Below are 21651 nucleotides of genomic sequence, written 5' to 3' on the forward strand. Positions count from 1 at the left end.
CAACGCGCCTGACGTCCCAACGCCGGCAGCCAGCTTGACGCTTGTCTATCACCAGGTGATCCCGCAGGCTCGATTCAGCCAACGTCGATGGTCATGCCCATCGACCTCGCGTCTATCGGCACCGGGGCAGAGATCGCATCGACGGCCCCGGGTGATGGGGCACTCCCGATTCCTCCGAGGTCATCCATGGTGAGCACCATGGCTCCGTCCCCGCCATGGGCACTCCCCGACAGGGCATCCTGACGGACCTTGGTCACCTCTGATCAGTAGGGTGCAGAGGATGACAGTCGCGCGGATGAACCCAGGCACCCCGGACCATCGCAGTGCCGGGCGGTATCTCTGGTGGCTGATCGTCAGTCAGCGTCGACGAGTCGCCGTCGGCGCACTGCTGGGCAGCGCCTGGATGATCGGTCTGGCCCTGCCGCCGTACCTACTGTCCCGCGCCATCGACGATGGGCTGGCGCCCGGCCGATGGTCGGCGCTGGTCGGGTGGGCCATGACGTTGCTGGGCGTTGGGCTGGTGAACGCCTGGCTGGCCATCATGCGGCACCGCACCATGACTCGGGTGCGACTGGACGCGGCCTTCCGTTCGGTTCAGGTCATCGTCATCCAGGCGACCAGACTGGGCGGGGCGCTGCCACGTCAGGCCACGGCCGGGGAAATGGTCACCATCGGGTTCGGCGATGCCGCCATGATCGCCAATACGCTCACGATCACCGGTCCCGGTGTCGGCGCGGTCCTCGCCTACCTCATGGTCGCCGTGTTGCTGCTGACCGTCTCACCGCTGCTCGCGCTGGTGGTACTGCTCGGGGTGCCGCTCCTGATGGTGTCGGTCGGCCCGCTGCTGGGCCGGCTCCAGGGCTTCGAGGCCGACTACCGGGAGCAACAGGGCGCACTCGCGGCCCGTTTCGGCGATATCGTCGGCGGTCTACGTGTCCTCAACGGCATCGGTGGCAAGGCGGTGTTCGCCGAACGCTATCGACGCCGCTCCCGGCAACTCCAACAGGAGGGGTACCGGGTAGGCGCGGTCACCAGCTGGGTCCAGGCCCTGGGGGTCGGGCTTCCCACCCTGTTCCTGGGCGCGGTCACCTGGCTCGCGGCCCGGATGGCGGTGGAAGGGACCATCACCATCGGCGAGTTGGTCGCCGTGTACGGATACACGGCGGTACTCGCCGTGCCGGTCGCGTTCTTCATCCAAGGCGGCTATGACCTCAGCCGAGGACTGGTCGCCGCCCGCCGTGTCATACGCTTCCTCGCCCTGGAACCCGATTCCACCAGCCTGGAAGCGCCCTGTGACGCACCCGATGCGCCATCCCCACTCCACGATCCCGCCTCCGGTGTCGAGGTGGCGCCCGGGAAGCTGACCGTACTGGTCAGCGCCCGTCCGGCGGAGTCCGCCGCCGTGGTCGACCGGCTGGGCCGGTTCGCCCAGTCAGCGGCGACCTGGGGGGCGATCCGTCTCGACGAGATCGATCTGGCACAGGTCCGTGATCGCGTTCTGGTCGCGGAGAACGAGGCCGACCTCTTCGCCGGCACACTACGGGATCTTGTCTCGGGCCGGCTGGAGCGGGCTGAGGAAGCCATCGAACGCGCCGTTCACACGGCCATGGCGCAGGACATCGTCCGCGCTCTGCCCGACGGCCTCGACTCGGCGGTCGACGCCCAGGGCCGCAACCTCTCCGGTGGCCAGCGGCAGCGCATCCGCCTGGTCCGGGCGCTGCTGGCCGATCCCGAGATCCTGCTGGCCATCGAACCCACCTCGGCGGTCGACACCCATACCGAGGCGGCCATCGCGACGCGGCTGCACACTGCACGCTCCGGGCGCACCACCGTCATCACCAGTACCTCACCCCTGCTGCTGGATCTGGCGGACACCGTCTACTACCTGGTCGACGGGTCCACCGCGGCCGTCGGCAGCCATCGTGAGCTCCTCCAGGACCAGGAGGGCTACCGCCTCCTGGTCTCACGCGGCCTGGCCAACGGCGACGAGGCCGAACCGGTGGGCGCGGTTGAACCGATGAGCGGTGCCGAACCGGTGGGCGCGGCCGATGAGCACAACGGCAATGCCGAGGAGGCCGTTCGATGACCACCGGTACCCCACCCGCGGCCGGGAGCGAACCGACAGGGAGAGCCCTCCCCATCGCCGATCCGGTTCGGGTCCGCCGAGCGGCACTCCGGCTGATCCGCCTCGATGGCCGTGCCTTCACCGCGGTGATCGCCCTCAACGCGCTGGCCGCGGGCGCCGGTCTCGTCGGCCCGTGGCTGCTCGGGCGCATCATCGACGAGGTCAGGTCCGGTGGCGAAGTGGCCACCGTGGACCGCCTCGCCCTCACCATCCTGGTCTTCGCACTGGCCCAACTCCTCCTGGCTCGCTACGCGGGCCGGTTGGGCCATCGCTTCGGTGAGCGGACACTGGCACGGGTGCGCGAGCAGTTCGCCGACCGGGCCCTCACACTGCCGTCCTCGGTCGTCGAGCGGGCCGGCACCGGTGACCTCACAGCGCGCGGCACCACCGATGTCGCGGCGGTCGGGACCACCCTTCGGGACGCCGGCCCAGAAGTCCTCATCGCCACGGTGCAGGCCCTGTTCATCCTCGGCGCGGTCTTTGTGCTCGACCCGCTGCTCGGCGCCTGCGGGGTGTTCGGCCTGCTCGGTATCTGGTTCGCCGTCCGCTGGTACCTGCGCCGGGCGCTGCCCGCCTATCTCGCCGAGGGGACAGCCAACTCGGCTCTCGCGGAACAGCTCGCGGCCACCGCCGCGGGCGCCCGTACGGTCGAGGCCCTCGGTCTGCAGGAGCGCCGCGTCGCGGCGTGTCAGCGCGCGATCGAGGAGTGCCGGCGTACCCGAACCCGCACCCTGTTCCTGCGGAGCGTGCTCTTCCCTGCCGTGGACGTCTCGTATGTCATTCCCGTGGTCGGTGTTCTGCTGGTCGGCGGGGTACTACACGATCACAACGCGATCAGCCTCGGCACGGTGGTCACCGCCGCGCTGTATCTACGGCAGCTCTCCCAACCGCTGGACACCATCCTGCAGCAGGTCGAGAAGCTCCAGAGCAGCAGCGCCTCCTTCGCACGGGTGGAGGGCCTTGGACTGCTGTCACCGATGCCGCCGGATGCCTCCCCGACACCGGCCGACGACCGGATCGAGGTGACCGGTGTCCGCTATGCCTACGACGGCGGGGAGGATGTGCTGCACGGCGTCGACCTGGCGGTCAGACCCGGTGAACAGTTGGCGATCGTGGGACCTTCGGGCGCCGGTAAGACCACCCTGGGCAGACTGCTGGCGGGCATGGACGCACCGCGTACGGGGTCGGTGACGGTGGGACGGGTGCCGATCGCCGGTCTCGACCCCGACCAACTGCGTCGACAGGTCGTCCTGGTCACTCAGGAGCACCATGTGTTCCTGGGGACGCTCCGGGACAATCTCCAGATCGCGTCGGCCACCGCAAGCGATGTCGAGATGCGCGCGGCCCTCATCGCCGTCGGCGCCGAGTGGGCGGATGAGCTACCGCACGGCCTGGACACCGAACTGGGCCACCAGGGGCACCGGCCCGATGGCGCCCAGGCTCAGCAACTGGCCCTGGCGCGGGTGGTGTTGGCCAATCCCCACACACTGATACTCGACGAGGCGACAGCCCTGCTGGACCCGAGGACCGCACGTCACACCGAGCGGGCGCTGGCCGCGGTACTCGACGGCCGCACCGTCATCGCCATCGCCCACCGCCTCCAGACCGCCCATGACGCGGACCGGGTAGCGGTGATGGAAGACGGCCGGCTCACCGAACTCGGCACCCACAACGATCTCGTGGCGGCCGACGGCGCCTATGCCGCGCTCTGGCGCTCCTGGCACGGCGACCGACCGCCTTCCACCTGAGCGATATCCCACTCCCCCACCGCACTCGGGGACTCTCGATGGTTCCTACCGAGTGGGACTGACAGCGGCGCGCCGACCGCCGAGGGCCGCTGTCACGGGACGCGCCGGGCCGAGAACCGCTACGTCCGCGACCCGGCCGGCTCCCGACCCGCCTGCTACGGGGCCAACTTGGCCACCGTCGGTTCTATCACGCCCAGCAGATAGGCGGTGTTGGCCGGGTTCGTCTCATGCAGTGCGTAGGCGGCACCGACGTCGACCCCGGTAAGCCGTCCGGTCCTGGTGAGCTCAAGCCGCTTCACCAGGGCGTGCTCCTTCACTTTGGGGTCCACGAAGAGGAGGAAGGCGATATCGGCCGCGTCCAGCCGATCGAGTTCTTCCAGACTGAGAGAGGCACCACCGGTCGGCCCCGATCTCTTCAGGGTCGTGAACTCGGAGGGAAGGGAGAGGCCCAGCTTGCCGAAGAAGTGGTTCACATTGGCGTCGGGGGCGACGATGATGTGGGCTCCGTCCCCGAGCCCCTGTCCGAAGAGCGCCTTCTTCCCCTTGAGGTAGGGGTGCTTCACCGCGAAGTCGGCGATCGCCTTCTCAGAAGCGGCGATCAACGCCTCCGCCTCGGTCGACTTGCCGAGTGCCGAGCCGATGAGCCGGGTGAGCTCGACGGGATCGTCCTGAAGGAGCTTGGTGCGATATCCCACGGTGGGGGCGATCGCGCTCAACTTGTCATAGGCGTCCTGGTAGGGGAGCTGAGCCGAGGTCATCAGGATGAGATCGGGCCGTAGGGCGGCGATCTTCTCCAGGTTGAGGGTGACCGCTTCGAAGACAGCGGTTTCCTTGTCGAGAGGTGGGGTGACACCGGGGAAGTTCCACGTGTTCTCGCCCCCCGCGAACTTCAACGCGCCGACGATCGGAGCGTCCAGCGCCCGCGCCACGGAGACATCGGCGTAACCAAGGGCCACGACCCTCTTGGGCTTGGTCTTGACGACGGTCTTGCCCTTGGCGTGAACCACGGACACCGGGAAGGCCCCGGTGCCGGTGGAGCCCTCGGAGTCGGAAGCCTCGGAGGGATCGCCGCCGCACGCGGTGAGGGCGAGGGTGAGCGCGAGGGCCGTTGCCATGAGACCCGGGACGCGGGTACGGCGTCCGCGCCGAAGGCCTCTGGCCAGGGTGTGACGGGGCAGGGAGGGTGGTTGCACGTGGTTCGTTCCTCTCGGTGTCCAACCCACGGAAATCCTGGTTAACATTTAGGCAAGGCTAACCTAAGCGTTGACTTCCGTGGCCGAAACGACCCAATCACTGATGAATCATCAACTTCCTTAGCCCGTACCGGAGATGACCCCAGGACGCGGACGCTCCTTCGGGTCCCACCGACCCCTCGGCGCTGATGCCGAGGTCCTGGCCGCGCCCGGTCGCGGCGCGTCAACGGCAGGCTCCGACAGCCGAGTGCTTCACGCGCCTTCCCCGTCTCACCGATCCGCTGACGCCCGCCCACTGGCGACCTCCGTACATCACGATCCATGGATGGCCGATATCAGCCCATGGGAGGCAACGGCGTTCCGGCGCGTGGGTCACCCACCGCACCCGGCTTCCCGCTCGGGCCAGCGCGGCGCCCACCCAGGAGCCGCCCACCCACCGTCCGCGATGACGACGGCGAGTCCTCGCCGGCCTGTTCCGTCGGCGGGGATCAGCGGCACCCGGATCGGCTCGTGTCGTACGCGTACGGGGGCGTCGTCCGGGGGCGACCGCCGAGTACCGCGTATCGGTGCTGTGCTGTGCTGTGCTGTGCTGTGCGCGCAGGATGGCGACTCGTGCTGGTGCCGCACTGTGCTTCCCGGCGACCCGGCGGCCCGGCGACCGCTCTCCCGGGGGTGCCTCTGACGACGGGCCGCAACCCAACGCTCCCCGGCATGGCGAGCCATCCCGGGGAGCGAAAAGGATCGAAGACGCGGCGGACCGGGCGGAATCAGGGTCCGGCGCGGGGGCGAACCGCCGGTCGTAGCTCAGCTCTGGTGCGGCAGGGTGATCGCGTAGGCCTTGCGGAGCGTTTCGTGGATGGTCCATGTCGTACGGTCACCGCGGCGCAGTACGCCCAGGTCGCCCGGTCCGACATCGAGGGTCGGTCCGCCGTCGATGTCGATGGTGGCGCGACCACTCACGACGACGAAGAGTTCGTCCTCCTCGGTGTCCGTCACCACGCCCGGAGTGATCTGCCAGATGCCGCGCAGCTGCCTACCGTCCGCCGACTCCCACAGCAGCTTGCCGGAGACCACGGGGGTACCGGAGACGATCTGCCCGGGATCAAGCGGGTCGGGTTCCAGCGAAGCGTCGGGGATGTGCACGGAGAAGCTCTGGTCCATGGCCGGGGCGGTGCCTTTCCTTGCGTACGGTTGCGTCGGGTTTCGGCGCTCTCGGGGTGTTGCCGCACTACTGGGCTGACCATCTCATAACCATGCGATAGGTCCGGGATGCACCCCTGTGCCATCCCCCGCGGCCAGGACGGGAGCCGACCGCCCAGGCGCCCACCGGCCTCAGCCGCGCTCTGGTCCGATGGCCACCGGCCGGGAGGGGTCCTGGGTCCACTCCGACCAGGACCCGGCGTACAGAGCCGGTGTGAAACCGGCGAGTTCCAGGGCGATGGCCTGGTGAGCGCCCGAGACTCCGGAGCCGCAGTAGACACCGATCTCACCGCCGGCCTCCTCGGCACCCAGCGACTGGAAGCGGGAGGCGAGCTGCTCGGGCGGCAGGAAGTACCCCTGGTCGTCCACGTTCTGGGTGGTGGGAGCGGACCTCGCGCCCGGAATATGCCCCGCCACCGGGTCGATGGGTTCCGCTTCGCCTCGGTAGCGCTCCGCCGCCCGGGCGTCCAGCAGCACTCCCGAACGGGCCAGCCGGGCCGCGGTGTCCGCCGTCAGCAGCGGAAGGGCTCCGGGTACGGGAGTGAAGTCACCCTCGGCCGGGGCGGGAGCCCTGGTCTCCAAGGGGCCGTTCCAGGCCGCGAGACCTCCGTCCAGAACCCGCACCTGCCGGTGACCGGTCCACCGCAGCAGCCACCAGACCCGGGCCGCGCCCCAGCCCTGGGCCGCGTCATAGGCGACCACGGGCGTATCGGCTGAGACCCCGGCCCGGCGCATCACGGCACCGAATGCCTCGGCGTCCGGTAGCGGATGACGACCGTGGACACCGGGCGGGGAGGCTAGTTCGGCGTCCAGGTCGACGAAGACGGCACCGGGAAGATGCCCGGCGTCGTAGTCGGGGCGGCCGTGCGGGCCGCCGAGCTGGTAGCGGACGTCGAGAAGGACGGGTGGACGCGCCCCGCGCAGCTCGGCGGCGAGTTCGGCGGCGGAGATGATGGGCTTCATGGCGGCCATCCTCGCTCACGGCCGGCGACACAGAGTGCCGCCGAAACAGATCCGCAACGACAAATCCGGCATGCTGGGCCGGTAACCCGCCAAAAGCGGCGCGGGCGGGGCGCACTGAACGCCGGGGGATGGAACCATTCGCACGGGGCGCACGCCCTTTGCGCACAACGGCGTGCACCCCGTCCCCCCGTACGGCCACCACGATGGTCCGAGGAGAGAGTGACGATGACCGAGGCGACTCGGCACACGCCTGGCACACCCTGCTGGGTGAGCTTGATGGTGCACGGCCTTGACGCGACCCAGACGTTCTACGGCGAGCTTTTCGGATGGGAGTTCTCCCCGGGGCCGAATCAACTGGGCCCCTATGTGCGTGGACTTCTCGACGGCAGGGAGGTCGCGGGCATCGGACGGCTGCCCGCCGACCGCCGGCTACCGATCGCCTGGACGCCCTATCTACGGACCGATGACGCGGATGCCACCGCGGAGTTGGTCAGAAGCAGTGGCGGCACCGTAGGTGTCGGCCCCTTGGACGCCGCCGATGCCGGACGGATGGCGATCGCGACCGACCCGGCAGGCGCGGTGTTCGGCCTCTGGCAGCCGGCCGCCCACCACGGCACCTCCATCCACGGTGCACCCGGCACACCGGTCTGGCATGAGTTGCTGACGTTCGAGACCTCGTCGGTCGGCAAGTTCTACCAGACGGTCTTTGGTTACGAGGTCGAGACGGAGGAGTACGCCACCGATGGACCGGAGGCGAGGAGTTCATCGGACCAGGAGGAACCCGACCTGGTGACACTGCGCCTGGACGGCCGGCCGGTGGCGGCGCTGCACGGCGTGGGCCGCACCCTGCCACGCGACCGCGGCACCTACTGGATGACCTACTTCGCGGTCGAGGACCCCGATCGCAGCGCCTCCCAAGTGGTCGAACTGGGCGGGCATGTCATCAGACCGCCGCAAGAAGGACCGCACGGTAGGGCGGCGACCGTGTCCGACCCCGAAGGCGCGGTCTTCACACTCGTACGACCGCGGCCTTGATGCTTCCCCTTCGGGACGCTCTGGCCACTCGGGACACCGGCTCCGCCATCGTCCGCCGTGGGCGCCCGTACCCCCGCTCCCGTATCGCGGTCGGCGGGGCCCGGGAGGTAGGTCTCACCGACGGTCAATCCCAGCGGTGAACGGACCGCCTCGCCGACTCCGGCGTGGTGGGCAGCGGTCCCGGGGCGGTCGCCAGCGGCCTCGGGACCGGTGTCACCCGTGCGATGGGGCACCGCACGGACCTTGGCCGCAGCGGTGGGCGATCTCCGTGGCGGCAGGGGCCAGATCGACCGGCCCCTGGGCGCTGCCGGTGTCCCAGGGGGCGTTCCACAACCGTTTACGCGGGCTATCGCCGCTGGTTGTCCAGCCCTTGCCGGCTGGCAGCGGCCGGCTCCTGGCCGGTGTCCACGGGCAGCACATCCGGGGAGAGTGTCACCGCCCGGGCGCTCGCGGCCGTCATCCGGCGTCGATGGTGGCGACGGCACAGCACCTCGTAGCCGATCTCCCCGGCCGATCCCTCGGCATTGACATCGCCGACCACGACCTGTGCTCCCTCGACGACCATCGACCCACCGACCGTACGGGCGTTGTGCGTCGCGCGTGACCCGCACCAGCACAGCGCCTCGACCTGGAGCACCTCTATGCGGTCGGCGAGTTCGACCAGTCGCTGCGAACCGGGAAAGAGCTTGGAGCGGAAGTCGGTGGTGATGCCAAAGGCGAAGACGTCGAGCTCCAGGTCGTCGACGATCCGAGCGAGCTGGTCGATCTGTTCGGGGGCGAAGAACTGGGTCTCATCGGCGATGACGTAGTCGCAGCGACCGCCCTGGGAGAGCCAGTCCACCAGATGGGCGTAGAGATCAAAGCCCTCGGTGGCCTCGACCGCGTCCGTGACCAGGCCCAACCGGGAGGAGAGCTTGCCCTCTCCGGCCCGGTCGTCACGGGTGAAGATGACACCCTGAAGGCCCCGCGCGGACCGATTGTGCTCGATCTGGAGAGCCAGGGTCGACTTCCCGCAGTCCATCGTTCCGCAGAAGAAAGCTAGCTCGGACATGAGGGCTTGAGGGGCCTTTCGGATCTGCTGCGTCGAGGGCGCGGCGGCAGCACGGAGCGGGGGACAGGGACGGGGAGGACGACGGGTCGTCAGGGGCTCTGCATCAGGTGCGGACTTCAAGAAGCGGGACGAGCTGCTCGGCGGGGGTCATCGAGCCGTGCATCCCCACCATCGCCGACTCGTGCGGCTCGTTGACGGATGCGGTGATCGCCACATCGTCACAGGCGGCGGCGACGACATCGCCGATCCGACCCTCCACGCGCTCATCGACCGACGGCCCGAACCAGCCCGCGGCAATCGCCTCGGCGCGGCTCGCGACCCAGAAGCGCTCACCGAGCACCTCGCGCCAGACGGCGAGCACATCGGCCTCGGCGCCCTGAACGGCGTACACATGACGGGCCCGACCCTCGCCGCCGAGGAGGGCGACGCCGGCGCGCAGCTCCCAGTCCTCGTCGAAGTCGATGCGGGACTCTTCGTCGAACGGGATGTCGATCATGCCGTGGTCGGCCGTGACATAGAGAGCCGAGCGAGGCGGCAACTGCTCCGCGAGGCGCTGCACCAACCGGTCGACGTACATCAGTTGGCCCCGCCAGGCATCGGAGTCCATACCGAAGCGGTGCCCCTTGCCGTCCACCTCGCTGTAGTACGTGTAGATGAGCGAGCGATCCGCGGCGCCCAACTGCTCCGCCGCGAGGTCCATCCGTTCTTCGGCACTCAGCCGGCCGTGGAAGGTGCCACCGCTGAGGGCGATCTCCGTGAGCGGGGTGTGCTCGAATATGGGAGACGAGACTTGGGCGGTGTGGATGCCGGCCTCATGGGCGCGCTGGAAGACCGTGGGGTACGGCTGCCAGGCGCTCGGGTCGGTGTACGGCTTCCAGCGGAGCTGGTTCATCAGCCGCCCGGTCGCGGGGTCCCGGACCATATAGCCCGGTAGGCCGTGGCGGCCAGGAGGAAGGCCGGTGCCCACGGAGGCGAGCGATGTCGCGGTGGTGGCGGGGAAACCCACGGTGACGGGGCGACCCGTACCACCGCGCGAGCTGGCGAGCAGCGAGGTGAGGTAGGGGGCCTCGTCGGGATGGTCCTTGATCTGCTGCCAGCCGAGCCCGTCGATCAGGAAGACGCAGTTGCGGTCGGCGGGGGCGAGCTCCCCGATGAGTCGGGTGAGGCCGGGGACGCCCTGGCCGGCGGCGAGGGTGGGCAGCAGATCGGCGACCGATCCCGAGCCGTACTCGGGAACGGGCGCACTGCCCGGATCGAGCGGTGTGGGGTCATCCGGCCAGAGCGACGGGGGCGTGGGCTGGACCATCAGCGGGTTGCGGCCGGACCGGAAGGGGACACGGTGGCGGCGGTCGCCATGGACAGGGCCTGGGCGAAGATCAGGGTCTGTCGGACGGTGTCGGGGCCGTCACCGGCCTCACTGACGCGCAGGCTCAGATCGTCGGCGGTGGAGTTGCCGGTGTAGCCGTGATCGGCCTCGCAGTTGGGGTCGCCGCAGGCGGCGGGCTCCAGATCCAGCCGGGCGACCGCACCCCAGCCGATGGTGAGCACGACCTCGCGGGGCAGGGTGCCGGGTGTGTACGACTCGGGGTTGGCCACCACTCGGCTGACCACGACCGAGGAGATCCGGTCGAGCTTGACCGACTCGGTGGAGGTGGTCGCATAGGGCGTCGGGGAGCTGGAGTCGGCGGTCTGCTCATCGGTGTGGCTGACGATGAAGCGATGGCTCGTGAGCACGAGGACGGTGACGTGGCGACGCACTTCGTTGGCGTCGAACGTGGTCTCCTGGTGCACCAGGTACGAACCGATCTGCTCGCCGCCGACGGCGGCCTCCACCGCCTCGGCCACGAGAGCCGGGTAGTAGCCGCTGCGCTCGATCGCCGCGCGCAGCCCCTGGGTCGTCGTACCGGTCTTCGCCATGTGGTCCATCCTACGGGGCCGGTGGGGGGTCAAGCGTTCAGTCCGCTCAGTAGCTCGGGAGTCGACGTGGGCCCAGGTCAGTGAAGGCGGCGGGTGGCGCAAGTCGTACGGTGGCGCCCAGTACGGAGAGTCCATGCTGAGCCACAACGACGGGTTCAAGACTGATTCCGACTACTTCTGGGTGGTCGTCGACCAAACGTGATACGCGCAACAGCAACTGTTCCAAAGCCGGGGTGTCCACCGGCGCGGAACCGCGCCAGCCAAAGAGGAGGGGAGCAGTCCGAATGTCCCTGATCAGCTCGGCGGCATCCCGATCCGTCACCGGGACCAGGCGGTGCGAGGTGTCGCCGAGGAGCTCGGATGCCGCACCCGCGAGCCCAAAGGAGAGGACGGCACCCACGGCAGGATCGATGACCGCCCGTACGACCGTGTCCACACCGCGGGGTGCCATCGCCTGGACGACCGGCTGAAGCTCGACCGGTTCACCCAAGAGCGCGGTCAGCTCCCCGTACGCCTGCCGCAACTGCGCCTCGTCCGCGAGATCCAGACGTACCCCACCGAGGTCGGGGCGGTGGCGCAGATGGGGAGCGGTGGTCTTGAGCGCCACCGGATATCCGAGCCGGGAAGCGGCGGCGACCGCCTCATCGGGACCGGGCGCGGGGAGGGCCGCTCGCACCTCGATGCCGTAGCGGGCGAGCAGCCGATGCCCCTCATCGGTCGGCAGGGTGCTCGCCCTGGCGTCCTCGGCACCGAGCAGCCGCTGGATCTGCGCGGCGGCCCCGCCCTCGTCGATGTCGTCGTAGGCCGGGACCTTGCCGGGCTCGGCGGACTGTCGACGCCACTGGGCGTAGGAGACGGCCTGGGAGAGCGCCCGAACGGCCCGCTCCGCCGCTGGATAGACGGGGATGCGCCGGCCGGGCGGGGTCGCGTCGGGAGGGCGGGTTCCCGGGGCGGGCGCCGCTTCGGTGGCCGGGTCTCGGTCAGCTCCGGCCACCGACCGGGGAGCCGCCGCCTCAGCGGCCGGTACATGGCGCTCGGAATCAGTCACCGCCGGGGTCGCTCCGGTACCCGCGGCGCTCCCCCCTTCGGGGTGGCCCTCCGCTGCGGCTGCGGTGCGTCGGGCCAGGGAGGCGGGGCGGGCCGCCGCCAGGGCCGCCGACAGACCGCCGAGCTCCACATGGACCACGGCGACGGGTTTCGCCGGGGCGGATTCCGCTGCCTCGCGCAGGGCCGCGGCCAGCACCTCGCTGTCACCGGGCTGGAGGTGGCCGCTGTCCCCCACCCAGGGAATCGCGTTCACCACCACGGCGTCGCAGCCCTCGTCCGACAGCGCCCTGGCGAGGGCCGCCCGGAAGTCGGCGGGGGTGGCCTCGGTGGTCAGATCGAGCGGCGGTAGCGGGCGCAGCCCCTCGGCCAGACAGGCGTCGTAGGTCAGCAGACCCAGGGACTCGGAGTTGCCGAGGATCGCTGTGCGCGGGCCGGTGGGCAGCGGCTGGCCGGCGAGGAGCAGCCCGGCGTCAATGAGTTCGGTGACCGTGTCGACGCGGATCACCCCCGCCTGTTGCAGAAGCGCGCCGACGGCGGCATCGGGGATATGGGTGACCGGGACGGCATGTCCCGGCGGCTCGCTACCGCTGTGGCGCGCGCCCTTGACGACGACGACCGGCTTCACCGCGGCCGTGCGCCGGGCGAGCCTGGTGAACTTCCGGGGGTTGCCGATCGATTCGAGGTACAGCAGGACCACATCGGTCTCGGGGTCCTCGTACCAGTACTGCAGGAAGTCGTTGCCGGACACATCGGCGCGGTTGCCGGAGGAGATGAAGGTGGAGAGGCCGGCGCCGCGGCGGTGCAGTCCCGACAGCAGGGCGATCCCGATGGCACCGGACTGGGTGAAGAGGCCGATGCGGCCGGGGACCGGGGAGTGCGGGGCGAGCGAGGCGTTGAGGCGTACGCCATCGGCGGTGCTGATGATTCCGAAGGAGTTGGGGCCGATGATCCGCATTCCGTGGGAGCGTGCCTGCCGCACCAGTTCCCGCTGGCGCTCCCGGCCCTCGGGACCGCTCTCCGCGTACCCCGCGGACAGCACGACCAGCCCGCGAACCCCGCTCTCGCCGCAGTCGGCCACCACTTCCGGCACCCGCTCGGCGGGCACCGCGATGACCGCGAGGTCGACCGCCTCCCCCGTCTCGGCGGTGATCTCGCTGACGGAGCGGAACGCGGGCACCCCGTCGAGTTCACGCTGCCGCGGGGGGAACGAACTGTTCACCGCATAGGCGCGGCCGGTGTATCCGGAGCCGAGGACATTGCGCAGTACGGCCCGGCCAACGCCGCCGACCGCCCGTCCGGTGCCGATCACCACGACCGATTCGGGCGCGAGCAGCCGCTGTACGGAGCGGGCCTCCGCTCGGTGCTCACGTGCGCGCTGCACGGCCAGGGACTCAGCGGTCGGTTCCAGGTCGAGGGTCAGATGGACGGACCCTTCCTCAAAGCTGCGCTTCTGGGTGTAGCCGGCGTCCCGGAACACTTTGATCATCTTGTTGTTGGCCGGGAGCACCTCGGCCGCGAACCGACGGACACCGCGCTCCCGGGCCACCGCCGCGATGTGTTCGAGCAGGGCGGAGGCGACGCCGCGGCCCTGGTGGGCGTCCTGGACGAGGAAGGCGACTTCGGCCTCGTCGGCGGGGGCACTGGCGGGGCGTCCCGTCGCGTCGATGCGGTCATAGCGGACGGTGGCGATGAACTCACCGCCGACCGTGACGGCGAGCCCCACCCGGTCCACGTAGTCGTGGTGGGTGAACCGGTGCACGTCCTTGGCCGACAGCCGGGGATAGGGGGCGAAGAAGCGGTAGTACTTCGACTCGTCCGAGACCTGCTCGTAGAAGCTGACGAGACGGTCGGCATCCTCGGTGGTGATGGGTCTGATCCGCGCGGTGGCTCCATCGCGCAGCACCACATCCGCTTCCCAGTGATCGGGGTACGCGTGCTCCGGCCGGGTCTGCATAACGAAAGCCTAAAGCGCTGAGACGGATTGCGAGGGCTACCCGACGGGAGTGATGTGCCCCAGGGGAAAACAGTCGACACAAGGGGGGTCAATCGCCCCTTGGAAGGGGGCACGCCACGCCACGGTCTGACGGCCTTGGCGGGGGGCATCATGAGAGACTGGTCTAGACAACCGTTGAACCTGAAGGGCAACACCATGGCTGAGCGCCGCGTCAACGTCGGCTGGGCCGAGGGCCTTCACGCCCGCCCCGCCTCCATCTTCGTCCGCGCCGCCACGGCCTCCGGCGTCCCGGTGACGATTGCCAAGGCAGACGGCACTCCGGTCAATGCCGCCTCCATGCTCGCCGTCCTCGGTCTGGGCGCGCAGGGCGGCGAGGAGATCGTGCTCGCCTCCGACGCGCCGGGCGCGGAGGAGGCCCTCGACCGGCTGGGCAAGCTGGTGGCCGAGGGCCTGGACGAGCTCCCCGAGACGGTCTGACCCCTTCAGGGCTCCAGCGCAGAAGGCCGCGGTATCCCGGTTCCGGGATACCGCGGCCTTCTGTCACTTCCGCTGTGCGCACCGGCCCGACAGGGCCCTTCCGGCGACTCCGGTGGGGCACCGCATTGGAGGGCCCACACCGGCCGTGCCCGCATCGGATTCCCGACCGGGAGCGCTCAGACCTTCACGCCGTGGGCACGCAGATAGGCGAGCGGGTTGACGTCCGACCCGTAGTCGGCACCCGTACGGGCCTCGAAGTGCAGATGCGCCCCCGACGAGTTCCCCGTCGATCCCGCGCGACCCAGCTGGTCCCCCGGCATCATGCGCTGCCCGACGGAGACGCTGAGGGACGACAGGTGCCCGTACTGGGTGTACGAACCGTCATTCATCTTCAGGACGACGTTGTAGCCGTACGCCCCGCCCCAGCCCGCTTCGACGACCGTGCCCGCGCCCACGGCCACCACCGGGGTGCCGGTGGAGGCGCGGAAGTCAATGCCGGTGTGGCTGCCGGAGGACCACTGCCCGCCACCCGCCCGGTAGTCCGTGGTGACATGGGTTCCGACGACGGGAAGCCGGTAGGCGTTCAGACGCTGACGCTCGGCCTCGCGGTCGGCGCGCTCCTTGGCCTCGCGGATCTCCTGGGCGCGGGCCTCGGCCTTGCGCCTGGCCTCCGCGGCCGCTTCCATCCGGGCGAGCGCTTCGCGCTTTTGGATGACGGCCTGATCGGCGACCTCGTCGGAGAGCGAGTGGGCGGCGAGCATCTGCGTCGTCCCGGTGTGCTGCATCCTCATCTCCTGGACCGCGGAGCTGGCCGTCGCGGAGTCCAGCGCTACGGGGATGGCACCCATGGGGACGGTGTCGGGGGTCTCAATGGCCGAGTCGGCCTCAGTGGCGGGGGTTCCACCGCCGGCGGCGAAGGCGGGACCGGCGAGGGTGCCGACGACTCCGCTGGTGGCCAGGGCCGCGGCGGAGGCTATACCCGCACTCGTACGCGTCTTACGGCCCGGAGCACGGTGTCTGCCGGTAGGACGAGCAAGCGCCATGGAGAGGCTGGTCCTTTCCTTCCTTCTCGCCTACCGGGTTAGCTGACGGGTTCGGAGCAGGAAGGTCTCCTACGAATCCCTCCGCGCATGGCGGCGAAGGCACCCGATTCACCCCAAGGGACCTGGGTCCCCGGCTCCCCAGGCTCGCACCTGACTGGGACTCGGCGATGACTGTCCGTGCCGCGGATGCGGCGTACTGCCCGCGAACAGCCGGACTGACGCTAAGCGGCCGGGCCGCCGCTCGCCAAACAGACCGGCATTTTTGTTGCCCACGCCACAGGCGAGATAGGCAACTTCCCCCCAAAGCGGACATTTTGCGGAGGGGTTGGAGGTTGCCGAGCACCCTCGCTGCCAACACGACAGGGCCCCGACAGCACTTGCCCGCCGAGGCCCTGCTGAGCTTGCGCCGCTATCCGGTCACGGAGCGTCAATCAGCCCGAGACAACCGTCACTTCCCCGATGCCCAGAGCCCTCACCGGCTCCTCGATCTGGGCGGCGTCACCGACGAGCACCGTGACCAGCCGGCCCTCCGGGAAGGCGTTGACCACCGCGGCCGTCGCCTCCACCGTGCCGGTCTCGGCGAGCCGTACGTACAACTGGGCCTGGTAGTCGTCGGGGAGATGCTGCTCGACCTGATCGGCCAGGGTGCCCGCCACCGACGCCGCCGTCTCGTACTTCAGCGGCGCGACACCGACCAGGTTCTGTACGGCGACATCGCGCTCGGCGTCGGTCAGCCCGTCGGCCGCAAGGGTGCGCAGCACCTTCCAGAGGTCATCGAGCGCGGGCCCGGTGTTCGGCGTGTCCACCGATCCGCTGATGCCCAGCAGGGAAGCGCCCGCGCCGTCGGCGGCCGACCGCAGGACCTGCCCGAACGCCCGCACCCCGTAGGTGTAGCCCTTCTCCTCGCGCAGCACCCGGTCCAGGCGGGAGGTGAGGGTGCCGCCGAGGCAGTACGTCCCGAGCACCTGCGCCGGCCAGACGCGGTCGTGTCGGTCCGCGCCGACCCGACCGATCAGCAACTGGGTCTGCACCGCGCCGGGGCGGTCCACGATGACGACACGGCCGCTGTCATCACCGCTGATGGCGGGCACGGGACGGGGTGCGCCGCTGTCGCCCGACCAGTCGCCGAGGGTCTCGGCGAGCACCGCGTCGACATCGACGCCGGCGAGGTCGCCGACGACCACCGCGGTGGCGGTGGCGGGCCGGACATGGGCCTCGAAGAAGGCCCGTACGGCGGCGGAGTCGATCCGCGAGACCGTCTCCTCGGTGCCGAGGCGGGGGCGGGAGATGCGCAGCTCGGCCGGGAAGAGCTGCTTGTAGAGCTCCTTGGCGGCGCGGCGGCCGGGATTGGCCATCTCATGCGGGATCTCGTCGAGCCGGTTGCGCACCAGCCGCTCGATCTCGCTGTCCGCGAAGGCCGGGGCGCGCAGGGCCTCGGCGAGCAGCCCCAGGGCCTTCAGCAGCCGCGAGACGGGCACTTCCAGGGAGACCCGGACGCCGGCGTGGTCGGCGTGGGCGTCCAGGGTGGCACCGCAGCGCTCCAACTCGGCCGCGAACTCCTCGGCCGAACGCTTGTCGGTGCCCTCGGAGAGGGCGCGCGCCATGATCGTGGCGACACCGTCCAACCCCTCGGGCTCGGTGTCCAGGGGAGCGTCGAGGGAGACCTCGACCGCCACCACCTGCTGGCCTGGACGGTGACAGCGCAGCACGGTCAGGCCGTTGGGCAGGGTGCCGCGGTCGGGGGCGGGGAAGGCCCAGGGCTGGGCCTCGCCGGGCTGGGGCTGCGGGTGGAACTCCATGGTGGTCAGCGGCTCCGCTGCGTCGGTCACTGGTCAGCCCCGTCTTCTGCGTCGGTCTGGTCGTCCTGCGCGGACTCGGCCTGGGGGTCGGCGGACACCGGCTCGTACACCAGCACCGCCCGGTTGTCGGGGCGCAGTCGGGCCTTGGCGATCGCCCGCACCTCATCGGCGGTGACGCCCAGGACCCGGTCCACGGCGGTCAGCGCCAGCTGAGGGTCGCCGAAGAGGACCGCGTACCTGCACAGTTCGTCGGCGCGACCGGCGACGGTGGAGAGCCGGTCCAGCCATTCGCGCTCCAGTTGGGCCTGGGCGCGCTCCATCTCCTCGGGCGTGGGGCCCTCCTCGGCGAACCGGGCCAGCTCCTCGTCCACGGCGGACTCGATCTGCGGGACCTCGACCCCGCCGGAGGTCTTGACGTCCAGCCAGCCGAGCGAGGGCGCCCCGGCCAGCCGGAGCAGCCCGAATCCGGCGGCCACCGCCGTCTGGTCACGGCGCACCAGGCGGTTGTGGAGCCGGGAGGACTCACCGCCGCCGAGGATGGTGAGCGCGATGTCCACGGCATCGCACTCGCGGGTGCCGTCGTGCGGCAGGCGGTAGGCCGCCATCAGCGCACGGGCCGGCACCTCCTCCTCGATGACCTCGCGCAGCTCGCGCCCGATGTTCTCCGGGAGGGAGCCGTCGCGCGGGGGCTGCTTGCCGTCGTGGGAGGAGATCGAACCGAAGTACTTCTCGATCCAGGCGAGGGTCCGCGCCGAGTCGATGTCTCCGACGACCGACAGGACCGCGTTGTTCGGCGCGTAGTAGGTGCGGAAGAAGGCACGGGCGTCATCGAGGGTCGCCGCGTCCAGATCGGCCATGGAGCCGATCGGGGTGTGGTGGTACGGATGGCCCTCCGGGTAGGAGAGCGCGGTCAGCCGCTCGAAAGCGGTGCCGTACGGGACGTTGTCGTAGCGCTGGCGGCGTTCGTTCTTCACCACGTCCCGCTGGTTTTCCATCGACTCCTCGTCGAGCGCGGCGAGGAGCGAGCCCATGCGGTCGGCCTCCAGCCAGAGCGCCAGCTCCAGCTGGTGGGTGGGCATGGTCTCGAAATAATTGGTGCGCTCAAAGCTGGTGGTGCCGTTGAGCGAACCGCCGGCGCCCTGCACCAGCTCGAAGTGACCATTGCCGCTGACCTGCTTCGAGCCCTGGAACATCAGGTGCTCGAAGAGGTGTGCCAGGCCCGTACGGCCCTTGACCTCGTGGCGCGAGCCGACGTCGTACCAGAGGCAGACCGCGGCGACCGGGGTCAGATGGTCCTCGGAGAGCACCACCCGCAGGCCATTGGCCAATCGGTGCTCCGTCGCTGTCAGGCCGCCCGATCCGGCCTGCGCTGTGGCCGTGTGACCCATGGGCATGTACGTCCCTTCGATCGCGATGCTGTTGCTTGTCTTTGCAGCACTGCCACTGTATGCAAGCGGGCTGACACCTGGCGAAGTTCCCGGGTCGCGGTCTGCGTTGTCAGTGGGACGGTCCACAATGGTCGGCATCAGTTCCCGATCCGGTACGTGAAGGAGCAGCAGCCGCGATGGCCCGCCGCAGCACGAAAACCCCGCCGCCCGACGATTTCGAGGAGAAGATCCTCGACATCGACGTCGTCGACGAGATGCAGGGCTCCTTCCTTGAGTACGCCTATTCGGTGATCTACTCGCGGGCCCTGCCCGACGCACGTGACGGCATGAAGCCCGTCCAGCGTCGCATCGTCTACCAGATGAACGAGATGGGGCTGCGCCCTGAGCGCGGCTATGTGAAGTGCGCCCGGGTCGTCGGCGAGGTGATGGGTAAGCTGCATCCGCACGGCGACGCGTCGATCTATGACGCGCTGGTGCGGATGGCCCAGCCGTTCTCGATGCGGGTGCTGTTGGTCGACGGCCATGGGAACTTCGGTTCGCTGGGTAACGACGACCCGCCCGCAGCCATGCGCTACACCGAGTGCAAGATGGCGGACGCCACCTCGCTGATGACCGAGTCGATCGACGAGGACACGGTCGACTTCTCCCCGAACTACGACGGGCAGGAGCGCGAGCCCGTCGCCCTTCCCGCCGCGTATCCCAACCTTCTGGTCAATGGCGCATCCGGGATCGCGGTCGGCATGGCCACCAACATGCCACCGCACAATCTGGGTGAGGTGATCGCCGCCGCCCGCCATCTGATCCGGTATCCGGGTGCGGATCTGGCGACGCTCATGCGCTTTGTCCCGGGCCCGGATCTGCCCACCGGTGGCCGGGTCGTGGGATTGGCCGGCATCAAGGACGCCTACGCGAACGGCCGGGGCACCTTCAAGATCCGTGCCACCGCCACCGTCGAGGACGTCACCCCTCGCCGTAAGGGCCTGGTCATCACCGAGCTGCCGTTCACGGTCGGCCCCGAGAAGGTGATCGCCAAGATCAAGGACCTGGTCGGGGCGAAGAAGCTCCAGGGCATCGCGGACGTCAAGGACCTCACCGACCGCTCCCACGGGCTGCGTCTGGTCATCGAGATCAAGAACGGCTTCATCCCGGAGGCCGTTCTGGAGCAGCTCTACAAGCTGACGCCGATGGAGGAGTCCTTCGGCATCAACAATGTGGCGCTGGTGGACGGCCAGCCGTTGACGCTGGGGCTGAAGGAGCTGCTGGAGGTCTATCTCGACCACCGGTTCACCGTGGTCCGGCGGCGCAGCGAGTTCCGGCGCACCAAGCGCCGCGACCGACTGCACCTGGTCGAGGGCCTGCTGGTCGCGCTGATCGACATCGATGAGGTCATCCGGCTGATTCGGTCCAGCGACAATTCGGCGCAGGCCAAGCAGCGGTTGATCGAGCACTTCTCGCTGAGCGAGATCCAGACGCAGTACATCCTGGACACCCCGCTGCGAAGGCTGACCAGGTTCGACCGGATCGAGCTGGAGAGCGAGCGGGACAGGCTCGTCGGCGAGATCGAGGCGCTGACCCAGATCCTGGAGTCGGACGCCGAGCTGCGCAAGCTGGTCTCGGCCGAACTGGCCGCGGTGGCGAAGAAGTTCGGCACCGAGCGTCGGACCGTACTGCTGGAGTCGGCGTCCACCCCGCTGGCCGCGGTGTCGCTGGAGGTCGCGGACGACCCCTGCCGGGTGCTGCTCTCCTCCACGGGACTGCTCGCGCGGACGGCGACGGGTGAGCCGCTGCCGGACACCGGTGGTCGACGCGCCAAGCACGATGTGATCGTCTCGGCGGTGCTCTCCACCGCGCGGAGCGATGTGGGAGCGGTGACCTCCACCGGACGGCTGCTGCGGCTGTCGGTGATCGATCTGCCCCAGCTACCGCAGACCGCGAGCGCGCCCAATCTGTCCGGCGGAGCTCCGCTGGCGGAGTTCCTGTCGCTGGAAGCGGACGAGACCGTGATCTGTCTGACCACCTTGGAGGAGACCTCGCCCGGCCTTGCGCTCGGCACCCTCCAGGGAGTCGTCAAGCGGGTCGTCCCGGACTATCCGGCCAACAAGGAGGAGCTGGAGGTCATCACGCTCCGGGCCGGTGACCGGATCGTCGGCGGCGTCGAGCTGCGTACGGGCGAGGAGGATCTGGTCTTCATCAGCTCCGACGCCCAGTTGCTGCGTTTCCCCGCGGCGCAGGTGCGTCCGCAGGGTCGAGCGGCCGGCGGCATGGCCGGCATCAAGCTCACCCCGGATGCTCAGGTGATCTCCTTCACCGCGGTCGATCCGGCGGTAGACGCCGTGGTCTTCACCGCGGCGGGCTCGACCGGTGCGCTCGATGACTCCTTCACCTCGGTCAAACTGACCCCGTTCGACCAGTACCCGCGCAAGGGCAGGGCCACGGGTGGTGTGCGATGTCAGCGCTTCCTCAAGGGCGAGGACATGCTGCTGCTGGCCTGGGCGGGTGCGACTCCGGTGCGCGCGGCGCTCAAGACCGGCACCCCGACCGATCTCCCCGAACCGGACCCGCGCCGTGATGGCTCGGGCACCCCGCTGGATGTGGCGGTGGCGGTCCTCGCGGGCCCGGTGAGCTGATGTCGACGGCATAAGGGCTGGGCGGTCGCCCGGTCCGAGCCAGTCGCCGACGGGGGCGGGTGGGGCGCGGAACCTCGCGCCCCA

At 69.8% G+C, this 21651-nt stretch carries 15 protein-coding genes and 1 riboswitch; of the genes, 5 read left to right on the forward strand and 10 right to left on the reverse strand.

The genetic code is table 11. The annotated features are described in order from the left end of the window. The first annotated feature begins 280 nt into the window (after positions 1–280). Positions 281–2086 carry an ABC transporter transmembrane domain-containing protein gene (locus tag NBG84_RS03310; protein WP_250917697.1) on the forward strand — a complete coding sequence of 602 codons (1806 nt, stop codon included), beginning with the start codon at positions 281–283 and terminating at the stop codon, positions 2084–2086. Then, complete coding sequence (locus NBG84_RS03315; protein ID WP_250917698.1) at positions 2083–3873, forward strand: ABC transporter ATP-binding protein; 1791 nt, start codon at positions 2083–2085, stop codon at positions 3871–3873. The genes NBG84_RS03310 and NBG84_RS03315 overlap by 4 nt, the downstream gene beginning before the upstream one ends. 155 nt (positions 3874–4028) lie before the next feature. Here the strand turns inward: NBG84_RS03315 and NBG84_RS03320 are convergent, their stop codons facing one another. From NBG84_RS03320 to NBG84_RS03330, 3 genes are all read right to left on the reverse strand, one after another. Beyond that, positions 4029–5066: an ABC transporter substrate-binding protein gene (locus NBG84_RS03320; RefSeq protein WP_250917699.1), complete on the reverse strand. Its 1038-nt coding sequence runs from the start codon at positions 5064–5066 to the stop codon at positions 4029–4031. Between the two features lie 804 nt (positions 5067–5870). Then, on the reverse strand, positions 5871–6227 hold the full coding sequence (locus tag NBG84_RS03325; protein WP_250917700.1) for a cupin domain-containing protein: 357 nt from the start codon (positions 6225–6227) through the stop codon (positions 5871–5873). Between the two features lie 171 nt (positions 6228–6398). Continuing rightward, on the reverse strand, positions 6399–7229 hold the full coding sequence (locus NBG84_RS03330; protein ID WP_250917701.1) for a sulfurtransferase: 831 nt from the start codon (positions 7227–7229) through the stop codon (positions 6399–6401). 225 nt (positions 7230–7454) lie between these two features. On the opposite strand from NBG84_RS03330, the gene NBG84_RS03335 reads away from it, so the two are divergent. Continuing rightward, entirely contained in the window at positions 7455–8264 is an 810-nt protein-coding gene (locus NBG84_RS03335; protein ID WP_250917702.1) for a VOC family protein, read from the forward strand. A gap of 346 nt (positions 8265–8610) precedes the next feature. Here the strand turns inward: NBG84_RS03335 and NBG84_RS03340 are convergent, their stop codons facing one another. The 4 genes from NBG84_RS03340 to NBG84_RS03355 form a co-directional block, all read right to left on the reverse strand. Continuing rightward, positions 8611–9315: a thymidine kinase gene (locus NBG84_RS03340; protein ID WP_250917703.1), complete on the reverse strand. Its 705-nt coding sequence runs from the start codon at positions 9313–9315 to the stop codon at positions 8611–8613. Positions 9316–9418: 103 nt separating this feature from the next. Then, a complete protein-coding gene (locus tag NBG84_RS03345; RefSeq protein WP_250917704.1) occupies positions 9419–10621 on the reverse strand; it encodes an alkaline phosphatase family protein in 1203 nt (400 codons plus the stop codon). After that, on the reverse strand, positions 10621–11232 hold the full coding sequence (locus NBG84_RS03350; protein ID WP_250917705.1) for a DUF5998 family protein: 612 nt from the start codon (positions 11230–11232) through the stop codon (positions 10621–10623). Before NBG84_RS03350 ends, NBG84_RS03345 begins: the two co-directional genes overlap by 1 nt. Before the next feature lie 46 nt (positions 11233–11278). Next, on the reverse strand, positions 11279–14233 hold the full coding sequence (locus NBG84_RS03355; RefSeq protein WP_250917706.1) for a bifunctional acetate--CoA ligase family protein/GNAT family N-acetyltransferase: 2955 nt from the start codon (positions 14231–14233) through the stop codon (positions 11279–11281). Between the two features lie 195 nt (positions 14234–14428). On the opposite strand from NBG84_RS03355, the gene NBG84_RS03360 reads away from it, so the two are divergent. Beyond that, complete coding sequence (locus tag NBG84_RS03360) at positions 14429–14710, forward strand: HPr family phosphocarrier protein (protein ID WP_250917707.1); 282 nt, start codon at positions 14429–14431, stop codon at positions 14708–14710. Between the two features lie 176 nt (positions 14711–14886). Here NBG84_RS03360 and NBG84_RS03365 read toward each other — a convergent pair whose 3' ends face one another. The 3 genes from NBG84_RS03365 to NBG84_RS03375 all read right to left on the reverse strand — a co-directional run bounded on the left by NBG84_RS03365 (position 14887) and on the right by NBG84_RS03375 (position 18940). Continuing rightward, positions 14887–15753, reverse strand: a complete 867-nt coding sequence (locus tag NBG84_RS03365) for a M23 family metallopeptidase (RefSeq protein WP_250917708.1) — start codon at positions 15751–15753, stop codon at positions 14887–14889. A 12-nt stretch (positions 15754–15765) separates the two neighbouring features. Then, positions 15766–15930: riboswitch (cyclic di-AMP (ydaO/yuaA leader) on the reverse strand. 254 nt (positions 15931–16184) lie between these two features. Next, positions 16185–17552 carry a M16 family metallopeptidase gene (locus NBG84_RS03370; RefSeq protein WP_250917730.1) on the reverse strand — a complete coding sequence of 456 codons (1368 nt, stop codon included), beginning with the start codon at positions 17550–17552 and terminating at the stop codon, positions 16185–16187. Positions 17553–17578: 26 nt separating this feature from the next. After that, positions 17579–18940, reverse strand: coding sequence for a M16 family metallopeptidase (locus NBG84_RS03375; RefSeq protein ID WP_250917709.1), 1362 nt, complete (start codon positions 18938–18940; stop codon positions 17579–17581). Between the two features lie 176 nt (positions 18941–19116). On the opposite strand from NBG84_RS03375, the gene NBG84_RS03380 reads away from it, so the two are divergent. Further along, positions 19117–21567, forward strand: a complete 2451-nt coding sequence (locus NBG84_RS03380; RefSeq protein WP_250917710.1) for a DNA gyrase/topoisomerase IV subunit A — start codon at positions 19117–19119, stop codon at positions 21565–21567. The last annotated feature ends 84 nt before the right edge of the window (positions 21568–21651 follow it).

The sequence above is a fragment of the Streptomyces albipurpureus genome, from assembly GCF_023701525.1.
GTDB classification, from domain to species: domain Bacteria; phylum Actinomycetota; class Actinomycetes; order Streptomycetales; family Streptomycetaceae; genus Streptomyces; species Streptomyces albipurpureus.